The organism is Arthrobacter sp. BF1, assembly GCF_056680215.1.
Genome location: NZ_CM155271.1, coordinates 539,290 through 559,906, shown reverse-complemented (window position 1 = coordinate 559,906; position 20,617 = coordinate 539,290). Strand labels below are relative to the sequence as shown.

14 protein-coding genes and 1 pseudogene are annotated in these 20,617 nt (G+C 66.3%); 10 read left to right on the top strand and 5 right to left on the bottom strand.

Annotation, left to right across the window (positions count from 1 at the left end; translation table 11 throughout):
• Together AC1MCD_RS02685 and AC1MCD_RS02680 are read right to left on the bottom strand one after the other, a co-directional pair.
• Positions 1–1,749, bottom strand: a complete 1,749-nt coding sequence (locus tag AC1MCD_RS02685; RefSeq protein WP_498675633.1) for a pyruvate dehydrogenase — start codon at positions 1,747–1,749, stop codon at positions 1–3.
• A gap of 309 nt (positions 1,750–2,058) precedes the next feature.
• Positions 2,059–3,453 carry an MFS transporter gene (locus tag AC1MCD_RS02680; protein ID WP_498675631.1) on the bottom strand — a complete coding sequence of 465 codons (1,395 nt, stop codon included), beginning with the start codon at positions 3,451–3,453 and terminating at the stop codon, positions 2,059–2,061.
• 261 nt (positions 3,454–3,714) lie between these two features.
• Here AC1MCD_RS02680 and AC1MCD_RS02675 point away from each other — a divergent pair, with 261 nt between their 5' ends.
• The 7 genes and pseudogenes from AC1MCD_RS02675 (at position 3,715) to AC1MCD_RS02645 (ending at position 11,710) form a co-directional block, all read left to right on the top strand.
• On the top strand, positions 3,715–4,383 hold the full coding sequence (locus tag AC1MCD_RS02675; RefSeq protein ID WP_498675629.1) for a response regulator transcription factor: 669 nt from the start codon (positions 3,715–3,717) through the stop codon (positions 4,381–4,383).
• A complete protein-coding gene (locus tag AC1MCD_RS02670; RefSeq protein ID WP_498675628.1) occupies positions 4,380–5,861 on the top strand; it encodes a sensor histidine kinase in 1,482 nt (493 codons plus the stop codon). The genes AC1MCD_RS02675 and AC1MCD_RS02670 overlap by 4 nt, the downstream gene beginning before the upstream one ends.
• Positions 5,854–6,873 carry a TAXI family TRAP transporter solute-binding subunit gene (locus AC1MCD_RS02665; protein ID WP_498675626.1) on the top strand — a complete coding sequence of 340 codons (1,020 nt, stop codon included), beginning with the start codon at positions 5,854–5,856 and terminating at the stop codon, positions 6,871–6,873. The genes AC1MCD_RS02670 and AC1MCD_RS02665 overlap by 8 nt, the downstream gene beginning before the upstream one ends.
• Positions 6,874–7,539: 666 nt before the next feature.
• The gene (locus AC1MCD_RS02660; RefSeq protein WP_498675623.1) at positions 7,540–8,658 is read left to right on the top strand and encodes an ABC transporter substrate-binding protein; all 1,119 of its coding nucleotides are present in this window, start codon (positions 7,540–7,542) and stop codon (positions 8,656–8,658) included.
• Complete coding sequence (locus AC1MCD_RS02655) at positions 8,655–9,518, top strand: ABC transporter permease (protein WP_498675621.1); 864 nt, start codon at positions 8,655–8,657, stop codon at positions 9,516–9,518. Before AC1MCD_RS02660 ends, AC1MCD_RS02655 begins: the two co-directional genes overlap by 4 nt.
• On the top strand, positions 9,494–10,294 hold the full coding sequence (locus tag AC1MCD_RS02650) for an ABC transporter ATP-binding protein (protein WP_498675619.1): 801 nt from the start codon (positions 9,494–9,496) through the stop codon (positions 10,292–10,294). Before AC1MCD_RS02655 ends, AC1MCD_RS02650 begins: the two co-directional genes overlap by 25 nt.
• Positions 10,295–10,319: 25 nt before the next feature.
• Positions 10,320–11,710 (top strand): annotated as a pseudogene (locus tag AC1MCD_RS02645) (LLM class flavin-dependent oxidoreductase).
• 139 nt (positions 11,711–11,849) lie between these two features.
• Here the strand turns inward: AC1MCD_RS02645 and AC1MCD_RS02640 are convergent.
• Positions 11,850–13,364, bottom strand: coding sequence for a helix-turn-helix domain-containing protein (locus tag AC1MCD_RS02640; RefSeq protein WP_498675617.1), 1,515 nt, complete (start codon positions 13,362–13,364; stop codon positions 11,850–11,852).
• A gap of 149 nt (positions 13,365–13,513) precedes the next feature.
• Between AC1MCD_RS02640 and aceA the strand changes: the two genes are divergently transcribed.
• Positions 13,514–14,830 (top strand): isocitrate lyase, encoded by a 1,317-nt coding sequence (gene aceA, locus AC1MCD_RS02635; protein ID WP_498675616.1) that lies wholly within the window; start codon positions 13,514–13,516, stop codon positions 14,828–14,830.
• A 122-nt stretch (positions 14,831–14,952) separates the two neighbouring features.
• Positions 14,953–16,605, top strand: coding sequence for a malate synthase A (gene aceB / locus AC1MCD_RS02630; RefSeq protein ID WP_498675613.1), 1,653 nt, complete (start codon positions 14,953–14,955; stop codon positions 16,603–16,605).
• 277 nt (positions 16,606–16,882) lie between these two features.
• Here aceB and AC1MCD_RS02625 read toward each other — a convergent pair whose 3' ends face one another.
• Positions 16,883–18,079: an MFS transporter gene (locus tag AC1MCD_RS02625; protein WP_498675611.1), complete on the bottom strand. Its 1,197-nt coding sequence runs from the start codon at positions 18,077–18,079 to the stop codon at positions 16,883–16,885.
• A gap of 161 nt (positions 18,080–18,240) precedes the next feature.
• Here AC1MCD_RS02625 and AC1MCD_RS02620 point away from each other — a divergent pair, with 161 nt between their 5' ends.
• Positions 18,241–19,203, top strand: coding sequence for a D-2-hydroxyacid dehydrogenase family protein (locus AC1MCD_RS02620; protein ID WP_498675609.1), 963 nt, complete (start codon positions 18,241–18,243; stop codon positions 19,201–19,203).
• Positions 19,204–19,220: 17 nt separating this feature from the next.
• Here the strand turns inward: AC1MCD_RS02620 and AC1MCD_RS02615 are convergent, their stop codons facing one another.
• The gene (locus tag AC1MCD_RS02615) at positions 19,221–20,453 is read right to left on the bottom strand and encodes an ROK family transcriptional regulator (protein ID WP_498675608.1); all 1,233 of its coding nucleotides are present in this window, start codon (positions 20,451–20,453) and stop codon (positions 19,221–19,223) included.
• Positions 20,454–20,617 lie beyond the last annotated feature (164 nt).

The following is a 20,617-nucleotide window of genomic DNA, read 5'->3' as shown; positions in this document are numbered from 1 at the left end:
TTAGCGCCGCGGGATGTTCCGCAGATTGCTCCGGGCCATGCTGACCGCTTCACCGGCACCACGGTTCAGGACCACCTTGGACATGGCGGTGGCGAAACCCAGCATCTGGGTGCCGGAGACCTTCGGCGGAAGCGAGAGGGCCTGCGGATCCGTGATCAGTTCCACCAGCGACGGACCCGGATGGGCGAACGCTGCGCGGTAGGCCCCCTCGATCTGCGCCGGATCGGCGACCCGCACGGCGTGGAACCCCAGCGCACGCGCGACGCCGGCGTAATCGGCGTCGGGGACATCCACCCCGAAATCAGGCAGCCCGTCCACCAGCATCTCGAGCTTGACCATGCCCAGCGTGGAATTGTTGAAGACCACCACGTTGACCGGCAGCTTGTGGGCGGCCACCGTGATGAGCTCACCCAGCAGCATCGACAGGCCGCCGTCGCCCGACACGGAGACCACCTGACGGCCGGGGAAGGCCAACTGGGCGCCGATCGCGTGCGGCAGGGCGTTAGCCATGGAACCGTGCAGGTATGAGCCGATCAGCCGGCGGGTGCCGAGCGGGTTGATGTAGCGGGCCGTCCAGACGTTGCACATGCCGGTATCGGCGGTGAAGATGGCATCCTCGGCCGCCACCTGGTCCAGCAGGGACGCCGCGTATTCAGGATGGATGGGCTGCTTCTTCTCCACCTTGCGGGTGTAAGCACGGACCGATTTATTCATCAGCCTGTCGTGCTTCTTCAGCATCTGGTCAAGGAACCGGCGGCTCTTTTTCGGCTTCAGCAAGGGCATCAGCGCGGCGAGCGTGGGCAACACGTCGCCGTGAACAGCGACGTCGACGTCGGTCCGCCGGCCCAGCCTGTGGGCTGCACGGTCCACCTGGGCGGTGCGGGTCTCCGGCAGGAACTGGTCGTAGGGGAAGTCCGTCCCCAACAGGATGAGCAGGTCGGCGTCCTCAATCCCTTCGGCCGCCGCACCGTAGCCCAACAGGCCGGTCATGCCGACGTCGAAGGGGTTGTTGTACTGGACGAAGTCCTTGCCTCGGAGCGAGTGGCCGATGGGCGCGTTAATGAGTTCCGCGAGGGAGATCAGTTCGTCATGGGCGCCCTCGACGCCGGCCCCGGCGAAGATCGCCACCTTCCCGGCCTCGTTGATCGCGTCGGCCAGCTCCTGCACGCTGGCGGGGTCGGGCGTCAGCGTGGCGCGCCGGAACGTGGCCGGCAGCGGCGTTTCGGCGGTCGCTTCCAGCCCTGCGATATCACCGGGGAGCGTGACGACGGCGACTCCCCCGAGGCCGAAGGCGTGCTGGATGGCGCTGTGCATGACGCGCGGTGCCTGCTCGGCAGTGCTGACCATTTCCGAATAGACCGAGCATTCGTTGAAGAGCCGGTCCGGATGGGTTTCCTGGAAGAAGCTGCTGCCGATCTGCTTGCTGGGGATGTGCGAGGCGATGGCGAGCACGGGAGCACCGGACCGGTTCGCATCGTACAGGCCGTTGATCAGGTGCAGGTTGCCCGGCCCGCAGGACCCCGCGCAGACTGCCAGTTTCCCCGTCAGCTGGGCTTCGGCCGCGGCAGCGAATGCGGCGGCTTCCTCATGGCGGACATGGACCCAGTCGATCCCGCCCTCCTTGGAGCCTCCCGTTTTCCTCACCGCATCGACGATCGGGTTCAGGCTGTCGCCCACGATCCCGTAGATTCTCTGCACGCCGGCAGCCATGAGTTGTTCGATGAGCTGGCTGGCAAGTTCCTTGGCCATGGTGCACACTCCCGCGATCAGGTTGATGGGCTGACTGGTATGGCTGACTGGTCGATGAGCCGACAGAGCCAATATAGTCCCGCCGCCTGAACCCGCGTCAGGACCCGGCCCCCGGACGCTCTCTCACTTAGCGTGGAAAAACCCGGAACGCTCGCTCACTTTCCCTAAGAAAGTGAGCGAGCGTCCGGGCAAAACACGCATTAAGTGAGAGAGCGTCCGTGGCTAGTGAGGGCGCGTGGTGGACGTACGACGGCGGGTGGCCACCCGCCGTCGTACGTCACCCGGAACTCTCCCTCACCGGAGTAAGCGCTAGGCGCTGATGGAATCCTTGTCCTTGTCTTCATCTTTGGCCGGGCGGTTCCAGGCATGGCCCTGCTCGCGGTCAAGGTGGGTGGTCTTCTTGTTCTTCAGGGCGAAGATGTAGACCACCAGGGAGATGGCAATGGCCACGGTGACGTAGGTGAAGAACAGGTCCACGCGTTCGGCCTTCTGGAACGCCGCACCGATCAGCGGAACCGTGCCGCCGAACAGCGAGTTGGCGATCGCGTAACCCAGCCCGACGCCGAGGGCGCGGATGGAGGCGGGGAACAGCTCAGCCTTCACCAGGGCGTTGATGGAGGTGTAGCCGCCAACAACCAGGAGGCCGCCGAGCATCAGGAGGAACGCGGTGAACGAGTCCTTGGTGTTGGAGAGGGTGGAGAGCAGCGGCCAGGTGAAGAGGACACCGGTGATGCCGAACCAGAGCAGGAGCGGCTTACGGCCCACCTTGTCCGAAATGATGCCGTAAACGGGCTGGAGCAGCATGAAGATGAACAGCGCCCAGAAGTTGATCACGGAGGTATCGGTCTTGGCGATGCCGGACGTATCGTTCATGAACTTCAGGATGAAGTTGGTGTAGGTGTAGAACGCCACGGTGCCGCCGAGGGTGACACCGATACAGATGAGCAACGGCTTCCAGTACTGCGTGAACAGCAGCCGCATGGTGCCGGGCTGGGCCTCGCCAGCCGCAACGGGCGCCCTGGCGGCGAGGACCTGCTCTTCAGAAACAGTTTCCTCCATCGAACGCCGCAGCCACAGGACTACCAGGGCAGCCACGCCGCCGATGGCGAACGGGATACGCCAGCCCCATTCGGTGAGATCACTCTTGGGCATCACGTTCTGCAGGATGACGAGCACCAGCAGGGCCAGCATCTGGCCGCCGATCAGGGTCACGTACTGGAAGCTGGAGAAGAAGCCGCGGCGCTTGGACGTGGCAGCCTCGGACATGTAGGTGGCGCTGGTGCCGTACTCGCCGCCCACGGAGAAACCCTGGACCAGGCGGATGAAAATCAGCATCACCAGTGCCCAGACGCCCACCTGTTGGGTGGTGGGCAGCAGCGCGATGGCGAACGAGCCCGCGGACATCATTGTCACGCTGAGGGTCAGGGCGGCCTTGCGCCCCTTCCGGTCGGCGTAGCGGCCGAAGAACCAGGCACCGATGGGACGCATCAGGAACGACGTCGAGAAGACGGCCATCGCTTCAAGGCCGGCCTGGAGGTCGTCCTTGGAGTTGAAGAAGTGGGACTGGAAGTAGGCGGCGAAGACGGTGTAGACGTAGAGGTCGTACCACTCCACCAGGTTGCCCGCGGAGCCTTTGAGGATGTTGCTCACTGCCCGGCGGGTCTGGGCGGCCTCGCTCTGGACTTCGGTTTGCTGGGTGCTCATCGCTGAACCTTCCTAAGCTGCGGCGCCGCGGCTTCCTGGCTTAATTTCCTGCTTTCCATGGCAACGTTGCCCATGGTTCCTCCTCGACTTTGACGGTCCTCCGCACACGCCGAGGGCCTCATCCAAGTTATGCGTGATGCACGGCACAACCTACGTGGCAGGCCATTTCCTAACACTTCCTTAGGTTTCGCCCGGGGCTAGGGGTAATCTCCAAAGCGGGCAGATTTCGGGTGCCCAACTGTCAGAAAGAGGAACCGCGCCATGGAACTGCTGATCGTCGAGGACGACGACGCCATGGCATCCGCACTTGCCGCGGGGGTGGTCACTGCGGGCCACAATCCCACCCGGGTTGCCCGCGGGGCTGATGCGCTGCTGGTCCACCGGAAGTTCGGCGTGATCCTGCTGGACCTGGGACTCCCGGATATGGACGGCCTCGAGGTGCTGCGGAAGCTGCGCCAGGTCACCCCGGTGCCCATCCTGATCCTGACAGCGCGCGACGACGAACGCAGCGTGGTGCTCGGGCTGCGGTCAGGAGCGGACGACTATCTCGTCAAGCCTGTGAAGCTCGTTGAGCTGCTTGCGCGCATCGAAGCGGTCACCCGCCGCGCGGGCCGCCACTTCGACACACCGCAGCGGAACATCGTGTTGGAAGACCTGGAGATTGACCTCGAGCGGCGGGTGGCGACCCGTGGATCCGTCGAGTTGCCGCTGACTGCCACAGAGTTCGACCTGCTCGCCCTCCTGGCCGGCCACGCGGGTTCGGTGGTGACCAGGGAGCAGATCCTGGACGCCCTGTGGGGGGACGCCTTCGTGGCATCCTCCCGCGCCTTGGACGTGCACCTGACCGGGCTGCGGGCAAAGCTCCAGCTGCCCGGCTTCATCATCAATGTCCGCGGCGTGGGCTACCGGATCGAGGCGGGCTCCGCATGAAGCTGCGCGTGTTGGGCATCCTGAGCGTACTGTCCATCCTCATGGTGGTCCTCGGCTCAACCGCCATCCTGGCTTCGGTCAGCCGGGAGCTGACCCAGGAACTCCAGATCAAGCGGGTGACCGCGCTTAACCGGTTCGCGCAGGTGGCCTTCGACGCCGCCGCCGGCGAGGCGGCGGGGCTCCAAACAGAAATGGACAGATACTCCGAACTCTACGGCGAGGGGGTCCTGATCCGCCTCCAGGACGAGACGCTGCGGTCCGGTGGCCTCAGCGAGGAGAGGACCGACGCCGGTGAAGCACTGGCCCGGGCAAACCTGAACCTCAGCGACACCACACTTGCACCGCTTCAGCCGTTCGGGCCTGGCTCTGAGGTGATGTCCCGGCCCTTCGGCAGCGCCAGCCAGGTCCTGGGGGCGGTGGTCCTGGAGGTGAACCTGGACCCGGCCCGGCAACAATTGCGGGAACGGTGGCTGCTGGTGGGGTTGGCGGCGGCCGCGCTTGCGGCAGTGCTGCTGTTGGCTGCGGCCAGGGTGACTGCGTGGGTGCTGCGTCCGGTCCATCGGCTGAACTCCGCGGTGACCGAACTCGAGGCCACGGGCCGGACCGGCCAGCTTCCCGAGGCCGGCCCCCCGGAGTTGCGGGAACTAAACCGCTCCTTCAGCAGGATGGCCCGGACCGTCAGCAACAGCTTGGAATCCCAGCGGCAGCTGATCGCTGACACTTCGCACGAATTGCGCAACCCGGTGGGCGCCCTTCGGCTGAGGATTGACCTGCTCCAGCTGGAACTGCAGACAGCCCGCCAGAAAGAGGCGGCTGCCGGTGTCCTGGCCGAACTTGAACATGTGGAAGGTCTCCTGGAGGGTGTTCTGAGGCTTGCGGCGGCCGAGCACCGGGTGAGTGAAGACTCTGCCCGTAGTCCGGCGGGCGCTTCCCGCGGTCCGTTGGGCGGGACGCACGCGCTCCTCGATCCGTACCCGGTCCTCCAGGATGAGACGGAACGGGCAGAACCTGCAGCACGGCGCAGCGGAGCCTCAATTTTGCTGCATACCCCACCCGAGACGGCGCTGGACATTGTTTGCAACGCCGCGGAACTCGCCCAGATGGTGGCTGAACTGATCAACAACGCCGTCAAGTACGCGCCGGGTGCCCGCATCTCAGTTGGTGCCCGGCAGCGCGACGGCATGGTGATTATCGAAGTGGGCGACGACGGTCCCGGCCTTTCCGCCGACGAACGGGCAGCAGCCACTGGCCGCTTCTGGCGCTCGCCCCGGAACCGGGGGACCCGCGGGAGCGGCCTCGGCATGACCATCGTGGACAAGCTGGCAGCGGCCAACGGCGGCCGTCTGGTACTGGCCGCCGCCTCTCCGCACGGCCTGGTGGCCCGGCTTGAGTTTCCGACGGCGCCGGGGCAAGACGGGCGCGCAGCGCAGGACGCGGCAGCCGGGGACGCCGCCGCCGGGAAGGGGCAGGATGACTGACCTCGACCGGACCCGCATCCCTCCCCGGCGGGCCGCGCTCAAAGCCGGCCTCGCAGCCGGCCTGACCGGACTGCTGCTTCCGGGGCTCAACGCGTGCACCCCGGACGACCGTCCGGACGCTGTGACCGTGGCCGGCGGCGAACCGGGTGGCTTCTACCTGGAGTTCGCCGGGCTGCTGGCGGAGTCCCTGCAACGCCACGGTGTGGCGGGCCAGGCCACCGCGCTGACCACCGGCGGCAGCCTGGATAACCTCGAATTGCTCCTCTCCGGCAAGGCAACGTTCGCTGTCGCACTCTCTGACTCGGCGGCCCAGCGCGCAGCGGCAGGCGATGCAACCGCCGTCGGAATTTCCGCCGTCGGGAAGGTCTATGAGAACTATGTCCACTGCGTTGTCCGGCGGGACAGCGGCATCCTGGACATTGCCGGGCTGGCTGGCCGGACCGTGGCTGTCGGGGAGCCCGGGTCCGGGACGTCGCTGACCACTCCGCGGCTGCTGGAGGCTGCCGGGTTAAGCTCCAGCGCGACCGGAACGGGCCCCGCAGTCGCCGCCCCGGGCACCGTCACCGTGCTGAATTTAGGGCTCAACGAGGGCCTTGGGGCACTGCAGAACGGCTCTGTCGATGCGCTGTTCTGGTCAGGCGGCGTACCCACCGCGGCCATTGCGGCTGCCCACAAAGCCGCAGGCTTGGCACTGCTGGACCTCTCCGCGCTGCTTCCGGCGCTGCGGGCGAAACACGGCCTGTTCTACGACCGCGTATTGATCCCGGCCGGCGCCTACCCTGGCATTCCGGCGGTCTGGACGGTGGGGGTGGCGAATCTCCTCCTGTGCCGGAGCGACGCGGACGCCCGCACGGTGAAGAAGACCGTGGAGATCCTGGTGGGCCATGCGGAGGAACTGGTCCCGCGCTCCAGCCTGGGCGTCCAGTTCCTCAGTCCCGATTCGCTCATCAACACACCGGGACTTTCGCTCCACCCCGCTGCAGCCGCCGCCTACCGCGACCTCCACGGGTGATGGAACGCTCTCTCACTTAATACGGAAAACCCCGGATGCTCTCTCACTTTCTCCAAGAAAGTGAGCGAGCATCCGGGAAAAACCCACATTAAGTGAGCGAGCGTCCCAGGGGGTGAGGTACGACGGCGGGTGGGCGCCCGCCGTCGTCCGGTCACCGCACCCTCGAGGCAGCGAGTGCGAAAGCGTGGTTTCCAGTCACATTAACCCTGGTTGCGGATCATGGCGCGCTGTTGCCCCGTTGGTCCCTTAGGTGGCGCCAGAAGTAGCGCCGTTTCGTCCCGTTTCGCTTCCGTTGCGCAGTGCTGGCCAAGGCCCGGAGACCGTGCTTGAGTGGGTTCCACGGTCCCGGCCGGGCACCACAGAACAGCCCCCAGAACGCACCAGAACGAACAGGAGGACCCTATGCGGGAAGCAACTATCCGCACGAAACGCGACCATACCTCCGGTGCGGCCTGTTGCCGCACGGAACGAATGTGCAGCATACCCGTCACCGGCCGCAGCCCCCTGCGCGGCACCGCCAACTAGCCGCTGACAGCTGACCGGCGCGCAGCTGGTCCCAACGCTTTCCCTCACCGGCCCGCTCCACGGGCCAGCTCTGCTGCGCCCAAAATCCGCCCTCCCGCGCCACGCCCTCACACCCCCACGCCCCGCATCGAAAGGCCAATTATGTCCTTCGCTTCATCCTCGTCTCCGCTGTCCGCCAAAAGCGGGCAGGCCACCCTGACCCGGCGCCGCGCCCTGGGCGGTCTTTTGGCCCTGCCGGCGCTCGGGCTGCTGACTGCCTGCGGGGGAACCGCCACCGCAGGCAACCCGCCAGCCAGCCGGGCCCCGCTCGCACCGCTCGCCGCAGTTGTGCCTGCCGGGACCACCATCACCGTGGGCGATCCCAGTGTGAAGGTGGCCCTGGAGCTGTCCGGCCTGATCAAGGAACTGGACTTCAAGGTGGAATTCGCCAACATCTCCGGCGGCCCGCAGACCACCGAGGCCTTCCGGGCCAATGCCCTGGACGTGGGCTCAGTGGCGGACATCCCGCCGATCCACGCCACCTGGACGGGCCTGGACGTGCGCATCATCGCGAGCGCGTTCCGGCAGGACGCCGTGAACCACCCGCTGTATGAGCTCGGCGTCGCTCCCGGAGCAGGGATTTCCTCCCTGCAGGAGCTGCGTGGCAAGAAGGTCGCCTACAGCCCGGGCCAGGCTCAGGGCGCCCTGGTGCTGCGGATCCTGGAAAAGGCCGGGCTCACCCAGAAGGACGTGAAGCTGGTGGAACTGCCCAGCACCGGCGACGTCTATGCCACGGCCCTCGCCAGCAAGCAGGTGGATGCGGCACCTCTTGGCGGCGTGCAGATCAAGCGGTACCTGTCCAAGTACCAGGCCGACGGCGGCTCCACCCTGCGCCACGGCCTGCGCGATGACCCCAGCCACCTGTACTCCCCCGCCAAGGTCCTGGACGATCCGGCCAAGGCTGCGGCGCTGGCCGCCTACGTTGACGTGTGGGGCAGCGCCAAACGCTGGGTGGAGGACCACCCGGCGGAGTGGCTGGAAGGTTACTACGTCAAAGACCAGGGACTTTCACGCGAGGACGGCCAGTACCTGATCGATGCCGCCGGCAAGGCGGACGTTCCGCTGTCCTGGACCGAAGCCATCGAGCGGCACCAGCAGACGATTGACCTGCTGGCCAGGGAGCAGAAGAAGCCCGAACTCGTGGCGGCGGACCTCTACGACAACCGCTTCGAAGCCATTGCCGGCACATCCTTCGCCGCGGCCGGAAAGGCCGGCGCGTGAGCGCGGCAACCGCGGTGCGGCGCACCGCCGTCGCGCCCCGCCACGACCCTGCACTCGCGCACCCTCAGGATGTGCGGCCCACCGGCCGCAGGCTGGGACCCGGACGACGACGGCGGCTCGCCTGGCTGCTGGGCCCGTCGGCGCTGCTGCTGCTCTGGTCAGTCGCTTCGGCAACAGGGCTGCTGGACCCCCGCATCCTGTCCGAGCCCTGGACCGTGGTGGCCACCGCCGCTGAGCTGATCGCCGACGGCCGGCTCCAGGAAAACCTGGCCATCTCCGCCCAGCGCGCCGGCCTGGGGCTGTTCTTCGGCATCGTCGTCGGCGCGGTACTGGCCCTTCTGTCCGGGCTCAGCCGCGCAGGGGAGGCGCTCATCGACGGGCCGGTCCAGATCAAACGCGCCATTCCCGGCCTTGCCCTGATTCCGCTCCTGATCCTCTGGTTCGGGATCGACGAGACCATGAAGGTCCTCACCATCACCCTTGGCGTCTTCGTCCCCATCTACCTACAGACCCACGCCGCCCTGCGCGGAATTGACCTGCGCTACGTCGAACTCGCCCAGACCGTGGGCCTGAGCCGGGCCGGCTTCATCCGCCGCGTGGTCCTCCCCGGCGCCCTTCCCGGCTTCTTCCTGGGCCTCCGGTTCGCTGTCACCGGCGCCTGGGTGTCCCTGGTGGTGGTGGAGCAGATCAACTCCACCAGCGGCATCGGCTACATGATGGAGCTCGCCCGCACCTATGGCCAGACCAACATCATCGTCCTCGGGCTCGCCGTCTACGGCATCCTTGGCCTGCTCTCCGACGGCATTGTCCGCTTCATCGAACGAAAGGCCCTCTCATGGCAGCGCACCCTGGCGGGCTGACCGCCGTCGGCTCCTCCTCCGGCACCACCCCCCTCCTGGAGGCCACCGCTGTTTCCGCTGTTTCTGTTCGTGGACTAGTCCGTGGCTTCGGGCCGAAAGGCGTCCTGAACGGCGTGGACCTGGACATCGCCGCGGGCGAGTTCGTGGCGCTGCTGGGCCCAAGCGGCTGCGGCAAAAGCACCCTGCTGCGGGCGCTCGCCGGGCTGGACCACGACGTGAAAGGCAGCGGCGTCATCACCGTCCCGGACCGCGTATCGGTGGTCTTCCAGGACTCCCGGCTCCTGCCCTGGGACAGTGTCCTCGGCAACGTCACCCTGGGGCTGCGGGATCACGACGCCGATGCCAAGGCACGCAAGGCCCTCGCCGAAGTGGGGCTGGCAGGTAGGGAAAAGGCGTGGCCGCACGAGCTGTCCGGCGGCGAGCAGCAGCGCGTGGCGCTGGCCCGCTCCCTGGTCCGCGAACCGCAACTGCTGCTGGCCGACGAACCGTTCGGCGCCCTCGACGCACTGACCCGGATCAAGATGCACGGCCTGCTCCGCGACCTCGTGGCAGCACACCGGCCCGCCGTCCTGCTGGTGACCCACGACGTGGACGAGGCCATCGCCCTGGCCGACCGGATCGTGGTCCTGGACAACGGCCGCGTGGCCACCGTCCGCAAGGTGGCGCCGGAGATTGGTTCTGCCGCCGGAAGCATTACAGACGCCGCCGGCCACGAAGCCCTGCGCCGCGACCTGCTCACCGCCCTCGGCGTCGACGTCACCGTCGCCAGCCGCTGAACTTTCCACCGACCTAAGGAGCACCATGAGTTCCCCGAATGCCAGTTCCCCTGTTTCCGGTTCCACCGCTTCCAGTTCCACCCGGCGCACCCTCCACCTCAACGCCTTCCTGATGAGCACCGGCCATCACGAGGCATCATGGCGGCTGCCCGAAACTGATCCGCACTCCAGCACCAACGTGGAGCACTACAAGCAGCTGGCCCGCACCGCCGAACGCGGCAAGCTGGACTCCATCTTCTTCGCCGACTCGCCCGTGCTCTTCGGCGAAGTGGGCCGCCGCCCGGCCGGAAAGCTTGAGCCCACGGTGCTGCTGACGGCCATCGCCGGCGCCACGGAACACATCGGCCTGATCGCCACCGCCTCCACCACGTACAACGAGCCGTTCAACCTGGCACGCCGCTTCGCCTCCGTGGACTGGGTCAGCGGCGGCCGCGCCGGCTGGAACGTGGTCACCACCGCAGGGCCGGACGCGGCGCGCAACTTCGGCGTGGACGACCAGCCCGCCCACGCAACCCGGTACGAGCGTGCCGCCGAGTTCATCGAAGTGGCCCGGAAGCTGTGGGACAGCTGGGAAGACGGCGCCGTGCTCGCGGACAAGGCCGACGGCGTCTGGGCGGATTCCGAACGGATCCGCACTATCGACCACGAAGGAAAGCACTTCAAAGTCCGCGGCCCGCTCAACGTGCCCCGCTCACCGCAGGGGCACCCGCTGATCGTCCAGGCCGGGTCGTCCGAGGACGGCAAGGACCTCGCCGCCCGGTGCGCGAGACCCTCAAGGACGCTCAGGACTTCTACCGGGACCTCAAAAACCGGGCTGCCGCCGTCGGACGTGATCCGGAGTCCATCAAAATCCTGCCGGGCATCGTCCCGGTCATCGGGTCCACGGAGGAGGAGGCGCAGGCGCTGGAACGCGAACTGGACAGGCTGATCAAGCCTGAATACGCACGGATCCAGCTCGCCAAGACCCTGAGGGTGGCGCCGGAGGATCTGCCCTTGGACCGCCAGCTGCCGGACAACCTGCCCAGCGAGGATGAGATCGAGGGGGCCAAGAGCCGGTACACGCTGATCGTCCAGCTTGCCCGCCGGGAAAAGCTCACGGTCCGGGAACTGATCGGCCGTCTGGGCGGCGGCCGCGGCCACCGGACGTTCACGGGTACACCGGTCCAGGTGGCCGATGCCATCCAGGAATGGTTCGACGGCGGCGCCGCGGACGGCTTCAACATCATGCCGCCGGTGCTGCCCTCGGGACTGGAAACGTTTGTGGACCAGGTGGTGCCCATCCTGCAGGAGCGTGGGCTGCTCCGCACCGAATACACCGGCCGCACTCTGCGCGAGCACTACGGACTGGAACGCCCGGACAACCGTTACGCCGGCGACTCCGCCACCCGGCTGGCTTCGATCGGTTCGGCATTCTGACAGGCACCCGAAGCGGCTCTCTTGATGAACGCTCTCTCACTTAACGCAGGAAAACGACCGACGCTCTCTCACTTTCCCTAAGAAGGTGATAGAGCGTCGGTCAAAAACCCGCATTAAGTGAGAGAGCGTCCTGCCTGGGTCAGCTGCCCGAGTGCGCCTGCAGGAAGCTGTACACCTCGGTCTCGTCCACGCCGGGGAACGCGCCCGGCGGCATCGCCGCCAGCAGGTGCGAGTGGGCGCGGGCCGAGGGCCAGGCGTTGCCGGCCCATTCGGACGCCAACGACGCCGGTGGCCGCTTGCAGCAGTTCGGATCCGGACACGTGGACTTCTCCCGGGCCGTGGTCTCCCGGCCGCGGAACCACTTCACGTGCTGGTACGGCACCCCGATGGACAGCGAGAACTCGCCGTTAGCCGAACGCTCCGTCCGGGCCGTGCACCAGAACGTGCCGGACGGCGTGTCCGTGTACTGGCTGTACGCGCTGAACTTGTCCGGCACGTCGAACACCGCCCGCGACGTCCACGACTTGCACGAGGGCTGGCCTTCAATGGCGCCGGTATGGTCCATCGGGAACGTCACGCCGTCGTTCTCGTAGGCCTTGTAGATGATGCCGCTCTGGTGGGTCTTCTGGAAGTGGGTGGTGATGCCCAGGTGCTGCGTGGCCAGGTTGGTGAACCGGTGCGCTGCGGTCTCGTAGGACACGGCGAAGGCATCGCGGATGTCCTCCACGGCGATTTCCTTGGCCGTCTTGGCCTTCTGCAGGAAATCCACGGTGGCTTGCTCCGGCAACAACAGCGCGGCCGCGAAATAGTTGGTGGCCACCCGTTGGGCAAGAAAGTCGCCGTAGCTTTTGGGCGTCTCATGGCCCAAAACGTAGTGGCCCAGGGCCTGGAGGAGGACGGAGCGGGGATCGTGGTCCTGCCGCTGGCTCTGGGTGAGATAAATTCTGCGGTTCTTCAAATCGGTCACTGAACGGGTGGAATGCGGCAGATCACCCACATGGTGCAGGGTGAACCCGAGGCTCTCGGCAATGTCCGCGATCACGTGCTGACTCAGCGGCCCGGAGGTGTATCCGACGCCGGCGAGCACCTTCTGCGCCTCGGCTTCGTACTCCGGAAAATAGTTGCCGCGCTCCCTCATCATGGCACGCAGTTCACCGTTCGCCCGGCGGGCTTCTTCCGGCGTCGCCACCTGCTCGTTGAGCTTGCGTTCCAGCTCGTGCAGCAGACCCACCTGGGCCTCCAGCACATCGAGCGGAAGCCGCGAGCTGATGCGGATTTTGGGCAGATTCAGCGACTCGTAGAGAGGACCGCGCTGGTAGCGTTCCAGCTCGATTTCCAGGGCCGCGCGGCGGCTCGGCGGTTCGGCGCCCAGCAGCTGATCGATGCTCACGTTCAGGGCCACGGCCAGCCCCTGCAGCAGGCTCAGTTTGGGCTCCCGCTTGCCGTTCTCGATCAGGCTCAGCTGACTCGGCGCGGTCCCGACGGCGGCACTCAGGTCATCGAGGGTGAGGCCAGCCTGCTTGCGCAGGTGGCGCACACGGCGGCCGAGGCTGATGACGTCCAATTCCGGGGACGTGGTGGACGACGGCGGTGGCGCAATTTCGCGATTCCAGCTTCCAGGGGTCATTTCTTGAGAATACGCGAAGAAATGCATTTCTTTCCACCCTTTTCCTCTATTGAAGTGTTTGGAAGTGCGGAAAAGTAGTGAACACGGAAAGAAACACCGCGCCGGAGAAGCCGGTGGGAACCGCAAAGGCGCGGTTCCCACCTACCGAATCCGGAGCTCAATCAAGGAGATCAACGATGACTGCAGCATTTGAGCCCACCCAGCAGACGCCCGCACAGCAGGCCGCCGCACTGGAGCTCGAGTGGGCCGCCAACCCCCGCTGGGAAGGTGTGACCCGTGACTACAAGGCTTCCGACGTCGTCAAGCTCCGCGGCCGTGTCTCCGAAGAGCACACGCTGGCCCGCCGCGGTGCCGAGAAGCTCTGGAAGCAGCTCACCGAAGAACACAAGACCGGAGGGTACACCAACGCCCTGGGCGCCCTGACCGGCAACCAGGCCGTGCAGCAGGTCAAGGCCGGCCTCCGCGCCATCTACCTCTCCGGTTGGCAGGTCGCAGCGGACGCGAACAACTCCGGCCACACCTACCCGGACCAGTCCCTCTACCCGGCCAACTCGGTCCCCACCGTGGTGCGCCGCATCAACAACGCCCTCCTCCGCGCCGACCAGATCGAGTTCTCCGAAGGCGTCCAGACCGTCGAGGACTGGATGGTCCCGATTGTCGCCGACGCCGAGGCCGGCTTCGGCGGCCCGCTGAACGCCTACGAACTCATGAAATCCATGATCCAGGCCGGCGCTGCGGGCGTGCACTGGGAAGACCAGCTCGCCTCCGAGAAGAAGTGCGGCCACCTCGGCGGCAAGGTGCTGATCCCCACCCAGCAGCACGTCCGCACCCTGAACGCCGCCCGCCTGGCAGCTGATGTCGCGGGCACCCCGTCGGTGGTCATCGCCCGCACCGACGCCGAGGCAGCCACCCTGATCACCTCCGACGTCGATCCCCGCGACCAGGAATTCGTCACCGGCGAACGCACCCCGGAAGGTTTCTACAAGGTCCGCAACGGCATCGAACCCTGCATCGCCCGCGCCAAGGCCTACGCCCCGTACTCCGACCTGATCTGGATGGAGACGGGCACCCCGGACCTTGAGCTGGCGAAGAAGTTCGCCGAGGCCGTCAAGGCAGACTTCCCGGACCAGATGCTCTCCTACAACTGCTCGCCGTCGTTCAACTGGCGCAAGCACCTGGACGACGCCACCATCGCGAAGTTCCAGCGTGAACTTGGCGCCATGGGCTTCACGTTCCAGTTCATCACCCTGGCCGGCTTCCACGCCCTGAACTACTCGATGTTCGACCTTGCCCACGGCTACGCCCGTGAAGGCATGAGCGCCTACGTCGAACTCCAGGAAAAGGAATTCGCCTCCGAGTCCCGCGGCTACACCGCGACCAAGCACCAGCGCGAAGTCGGCACCGGCTACTTCGACGACATTGCTACCGCGCTCAACCCGAACGCATCCACCCTCGCATTGGTCGGATCGACCGAAGAGGGCCAGTTCCACTAACAAAACTTACGACGACGGCGGCCGGGGCGGCCGGCGAACCGGACGGTTCCCGTCCGGGTCACCGACCCCCGTTCCCGGCCACCGCCGTCGACCTTTCGCTTTTTGTCTTTAAGGAGACTGAAATGAACACCTTTACCGACAGCTTCACGATCAACGGAATTACACTCACCGCGCAGCCCATTTGCCGGCAGGACGAGGTTCTTACTCCGGATGCTTTGGAGTTTGTCGCAAGGCTGCACCGGGCCACGGCAGAGCGCCGGCAGGAACTGCTGCAGGCACGCCGGACCCGCCGAGCCGAGATCGCCGCAGGCCAGGACCCGCGCTTCCTCCGCGAGACCGAGGACATCCGCAACGATCCGTCGTGGCGCGTCGCTCCCCCGGCGCCCGGCCTCGAGGACCGCCGCGTGGAAATCACCGGCCCGGTAGACCAGAAGATGACCATCAACGCCCTGAACTCCGGCGCGAAGGTCTGGCTCGCGGACATGGAAGACTCCTCCACCCCTACCTGGCGCAACGTCATCAAGGGCCAGCTGAACCTCACCGACGCCCTGGAACGCCGGATCGATTTCACCTCCCCGGAGGGCAAGGAGTACAAACTCCGCCCCGCCGGCGAACTGCCCACCATCGTGGTCCGCCCCCGCGGCTGGCACCTGCCCGAGAAGCACATGATCATCGACGGCGCCCCCGTGGCCGGCGGGATCGTGGACTTCGGCCTGTTCTTCTTCCACAACGCCCGCCGCCTCCTGGCCCAGGGCAAGGGCCCGTACTTCTACCTGCCGAAGATCGAGAACCACCTCGAAGCACGCCTGTGGAACGACATCTTCATCCTTGCGCAGGACCTGCTCGGCATCCCGCAGGGCACCATCCGCGCCACCGTGCTGATCGAGACCATCACCGCCGCATTTGAAATGGAGGAAATCCTCTACGAACTGCGCGACCACGCCTCAGGCCTGAACGCCGGGCGCTGGGACTACATCTTCTCCCTGATCAAGAACTTCCGCACCCGCGGCCCCCGGTTCGTCCTGCCGGACCGCGCCCAGGTGACCATGACCCAGCCCTTCATGCGCGCCTACACCGAACAGCTGGTCCGTGCCTGCCACAAGCGCGGCGCCATGGCCATCGGCGGGATGGCCGCCGCCGTCCCCAACCGCAAGGACGAAGCCGCCAACGCCAACGCCTTCGAGAAGGTCCGTGCCGACAAGACCCGCGAGGCCAACGACGGCTTCGACGGTTCCTGGGTGGCCCACCCGGACCTGGTGCCCGTCTGCCGCGAAGTGTTCGACTCCATCCTCGGCGAGAAGCCCAACCAGCTGGACCGCACCCGCGAGGACGTCACCCCCGATGACCGCGCCCTGATCAACGTGGCCGCCACCGAAGGCACCATCACCGAACAGGGCATCCGCAACAACATCGAAGTAGGCATCCGCTACATCGAGTCCTGGCTCCGCGGAAACGGCGCCGTCGCCATCCACAACCTCATGGAGGACGCCGCCACCGCGGAAATCTCCCGCTCCCAGCTGTGGCAGTGGATGTTCGCGTCGGCCATCACCGACCACGGCGAAATCATCACCCACCACTGGATCGAGGAGCTGCTCGACGAGGAGTTCGCCCGCCTGGAACGCTTCGACGGCGACCGCTTCGAAGACGCCCGCGACATCTTCGAAGAAGTCACCCTCAGCCAGGACTTCCCGTCCTTCCTGACCCTCCCCGCCTACGCCCGCTACCTCACCGAAGCACGCGAAAAGGCAACCAAGGAGGAGCTCGCCGCGGCCTAAGCCGCACAGATTTCCGTCCGCCGGGCAGGCATGCCCTTCGCAACAGGCACCCCCGAGATCCGGGGAGCCGGCCCGGCGACGGAACACCCCTTGAGCAGGTCCGCCGCTGGGCCCCCTCACCCGGGTGCGCCCCTCGGACGCTCTCTCACTTAACGCAAGAAAACGGCCGACGCTCTCTCACTTTCCCTAAGAAAGTGAGAGAGCGTCGGCCGTTAAGCCGCATTAAGTGAGAGAGCGTTGGAGGGGGAGGGGAGAAGAACGACGGCGGCGGGGCCCGTCAGCGCCCTTTCGGCACCAGCCGCACGGAGGCGGTGGTGCAAACGAAGAAGATTAGCGTGGACCCCAGAACCAGCAGCAGCGCCGGCGTCCAGGACCCCGTGGTGTTGTGGACGAATCCCACGAGCGGCGGCGCCACGGCAGCAAAGCAGTAACCTAGCCCCTGAACCGTGGCGGACATACGGCCGGCCGATGCCTGGTCCTTGGCCAGTTTGATGATCGCAATGAAGATCAGAGTGATGCCGCCGCCCTGGGCAATGCCACCGGAAATGGACCACAGCCACCACAGGTCCGGCGCCAGCATCAGCCCGGCGGGCACCGCCGTCCACATGAGTCCCAAGGTGACCGCCACCGTCGTCGTACTGAAGTATTTGGCGGCGAAGGGAACGCCCAGGCCACCAACGATGGCGAAGATCTGGAACAGTGAGGACCCCGCGCCTGCGGCGGAGGCGGACATGTCCAGCTCATCGTTGAGGTAGCTCGGCAGCCATGCCGTCACCGCGTAGTAGGAGAACGCCTGCCCCGTGAAGCCTGCCGTCAGGCCGGCGGTGATCCAGCCGGACCCTTTGACTGCCGGATGCACTTCCCCGCCGTTTACGGTTGCGGCTGAAGGGACAAAGGCCGCGCGTGGCCCCACCGCCAGGGTCCAGAAAACAATGGCCACCACGGCCAGGATGCCCACGGAGGCGAGGGCTACGCGCCAGCCAGCCAGCTCGGCGAGCGGCGCCGTCACCATCGAGGTCAGGAACGAACCGATGTTCAACGCTGCCGTGTAAACGCCCATGGCTGTGCCCTGCCGCATTGGCGAAAAGTCCCGGCGGATGATCAGCGGCACGGCGATGTTACCTACAGTGATGGCCAGGCCGATGATGACCGTTCCAGCGATCACCATCGCCGCACCGCCGGCTGAACGCACAATCACGCCCGCCAGCACGCCAAGGATTGTGAGGGATACGGCGAATTCCGCACCAAATTTCCGGGCAGTCAGGGACGCCAGCGAGGCTGCCACGGCGAAACACAGCACCGGGATACTCGTCAGCAGTCCGAGGACGACGGGTGAGAACCCGAGTTCGGCCTGGATCACGTCCACCACCGGCGGGACGGCCACGAAAGGTCCGCGCAGGTTCAGTGCCAGGAGGCCGATGCAGGCGAGCAGGATCCATCCCTTGGGAACCTTGGCCAGGAACTGTCCGCTCATGACGCGACCGCGGGGTATAAAAATGATTTCATCACCCCCATTGCTATCACGACTCACCATCTTGGAGTTCTCGTCCAGATAATGCGCCCTAGAATGACGGGACCTGGCATTATCTGGACAAAAACTCGCGCAGCCCGCTTCTCCGGACGAAGGAACTTCACATGCAGCAACGGCTTGCCATCCTTGACGACTACCAGGACGTGGCGCACGGCTTCGCCGACTGGTCCTCCCTGCAACAGTCCGGCGTCTCCACATCCGTCTTCCGGGAGCCGTTCCAGTCGGAGGATGCCCTCGTGGCGGCGCTTGTTGGCTTCCAGATCGTCGTGGCCATGCGGGAGCGGACCCCCTTCCCGCGTTCGGCGCTCGAGCGGCTTCCCGGCCTGAAGCTCCTGGTGACCACCGGCATGGCCAACGCCGCCATCGACGTTGCCGCAGCCGAGGAACTCGGCATCACCGTCTGCGGCACCCCGGGCTCCCCCACCGCCGCCCCCGAGCTGACGTGGGCGCTGCTGCTGGCGCTGGCCCGGAACCTTCCGGCCGAGGAGCACTCGCTGCGGGCCGGCACGTGGCAAACATCGGTCGGGATGGAACTGTCGGGCAAGACCCTGGGCGTGGTGGGCCTGGGCAAGATCGGGCGCCGGATCGCTGCCTTCGGGCAGGCGTTCGGCATGGAAGTGCTTGCGTGGAGCGAGAACCTGACCGAGGAGACCGCCGCCGACGCCGGAGCCCGGAAGGTCAGTAAGGAGGACCTTTTCAGGAATTCCGACGTCGCCACCCTCCATCTGCGGCTGTCTCCCCGTTCCGAGGGGACAGTGGGTGAGCGGGAACTGCGGCTCCTTGGCCCTGAAGGGCTGTTGGTGAACACGTCCCGCGGTCCCCTTGTTGAGCAGGACGCCCTGGTGCGCGCACTGAACGACGGCTGGATCCGGGGAGCAGCATTGGATGTGTTTGACATCGAGCCCATCCATCCGGCCCATCCACTCCTCAGCACCCCCAACACCGTGCTCTCCCCGCACCTCGGATACGTCACGCAGGAAAGTTACCGTCAGTTCTACGGAGGCGCCTTTGAGGACGTCAGAGCCTGGCTCGAAGGTTCACCGGTGCGGGTGATGACGGCACCATGAACCACCGCTGAATCCGCTTAGCCGGCCGCCTGGATGGTGGACTCGATTGCTGCAGGCGACAACACGTAATGCGTCACCATCTGGCTCGCCCCGAAGATTGCCGCCTGGTCCCCGGCCACGGATAACGCAATGCGCAGGTGGGTGGTCGCCAAGGGCAGCGAGCGCCGGTACACCACCTCGCGGACCCCTGCCATCAGATGTTCCCCGGCCTGTCCCAGGCTGCCGCCGATGACAATGACTGAGGGATTGAGCAGGTTCACCGCCATGGCCAGGACGTCTCCCACGTCGCGTCCGGACTGGCGCAGTGCCTGGATGGCCTGCAGATTGCCGTCGCTGACCAGCCTCAGAACATCGCTGCCCTTACGGGCCGGTACACCGTGGCGTTCCAGCTCCGCAGCCACGGCCGGCCCGGACGCCAGAGCCTCCAGGCATCCGTAGTTTCCGCACCGGCACAGCACGTCGTCGCCCCGGGGCACCCGGACGTGGCCCAGGTCGCCGGCCGTTCCGTTGGCGCCGCGCTGCAGCTCACCATTGCTGATGATCCCGGCGCCGATACCGGTGGCAACCTTGATGAAGAGGAAATTCTCGTGATCGGGCCAGTGCGCCGTGCGTTCACCGAGCGCCATGATGTTCACGTCGTTGTCCACGAGCACCGGGACGGGCAGGGACCGCTGGACGTAGCGGACGACGTCGAACCCATCCCACCCGGGCATGATGGGCGGCTTCACGGGGCGGCCGGTGGCGTGCTCAACAGGGCCCGGCAATCCGATTCCCACGCCGGCCAGGTCCCTGAGGCTCCGCCCCGCCTCGGCCAGGACCGCCAGTCCTTCGGCAGCAACGGTGTCCAGCACCTTTTCCGGACCTGCGGCCACATCCTGCGCCAGCCGCCGTTCGGACAGGACGTTCCCGCCCAAGTCGGTGACAGCGACGATCACGTGCGTCGCACCGACGTCGACCGCCAAAACTGAGCGGGCGGCCGGGTTGAACGCAAAGCGCGACGGCGGCCTTCCGCCGCTGGAGCTCGCCTCGCCTGCGGGGCTCACCAGGCCGGATGAGATCAGCGCGTCGATACGCGCGGCCACCGTGGACCGCGCCAGCCCGGTGGTCAGTGCCAGTTCCGCGCGGGTGCGGGCTTTGCCGTCGCGGAGCAGTTGGAAAAGGTCGCCGGCACGGGAAAAACTCCCGGCGCCGTCGGGCGCGGTGTCGGAGCCGGCGGCCACGCCAGTCTCTTTCCCGGACATTGAACTCATGAATCAGTGATAGCACGAAGGGCTTCTGCGTGTCACGCCGCCGAAAGAATGTCAGCGACTTTCCAACTTTTGCTTGACGGCCGTCAAAAGTCCTTCTACCTTGTTTGTGAGCGGTGTCACTGAAGCAGGCACCAGCGGACCACGTTCCAGCTATTACAAAGAGG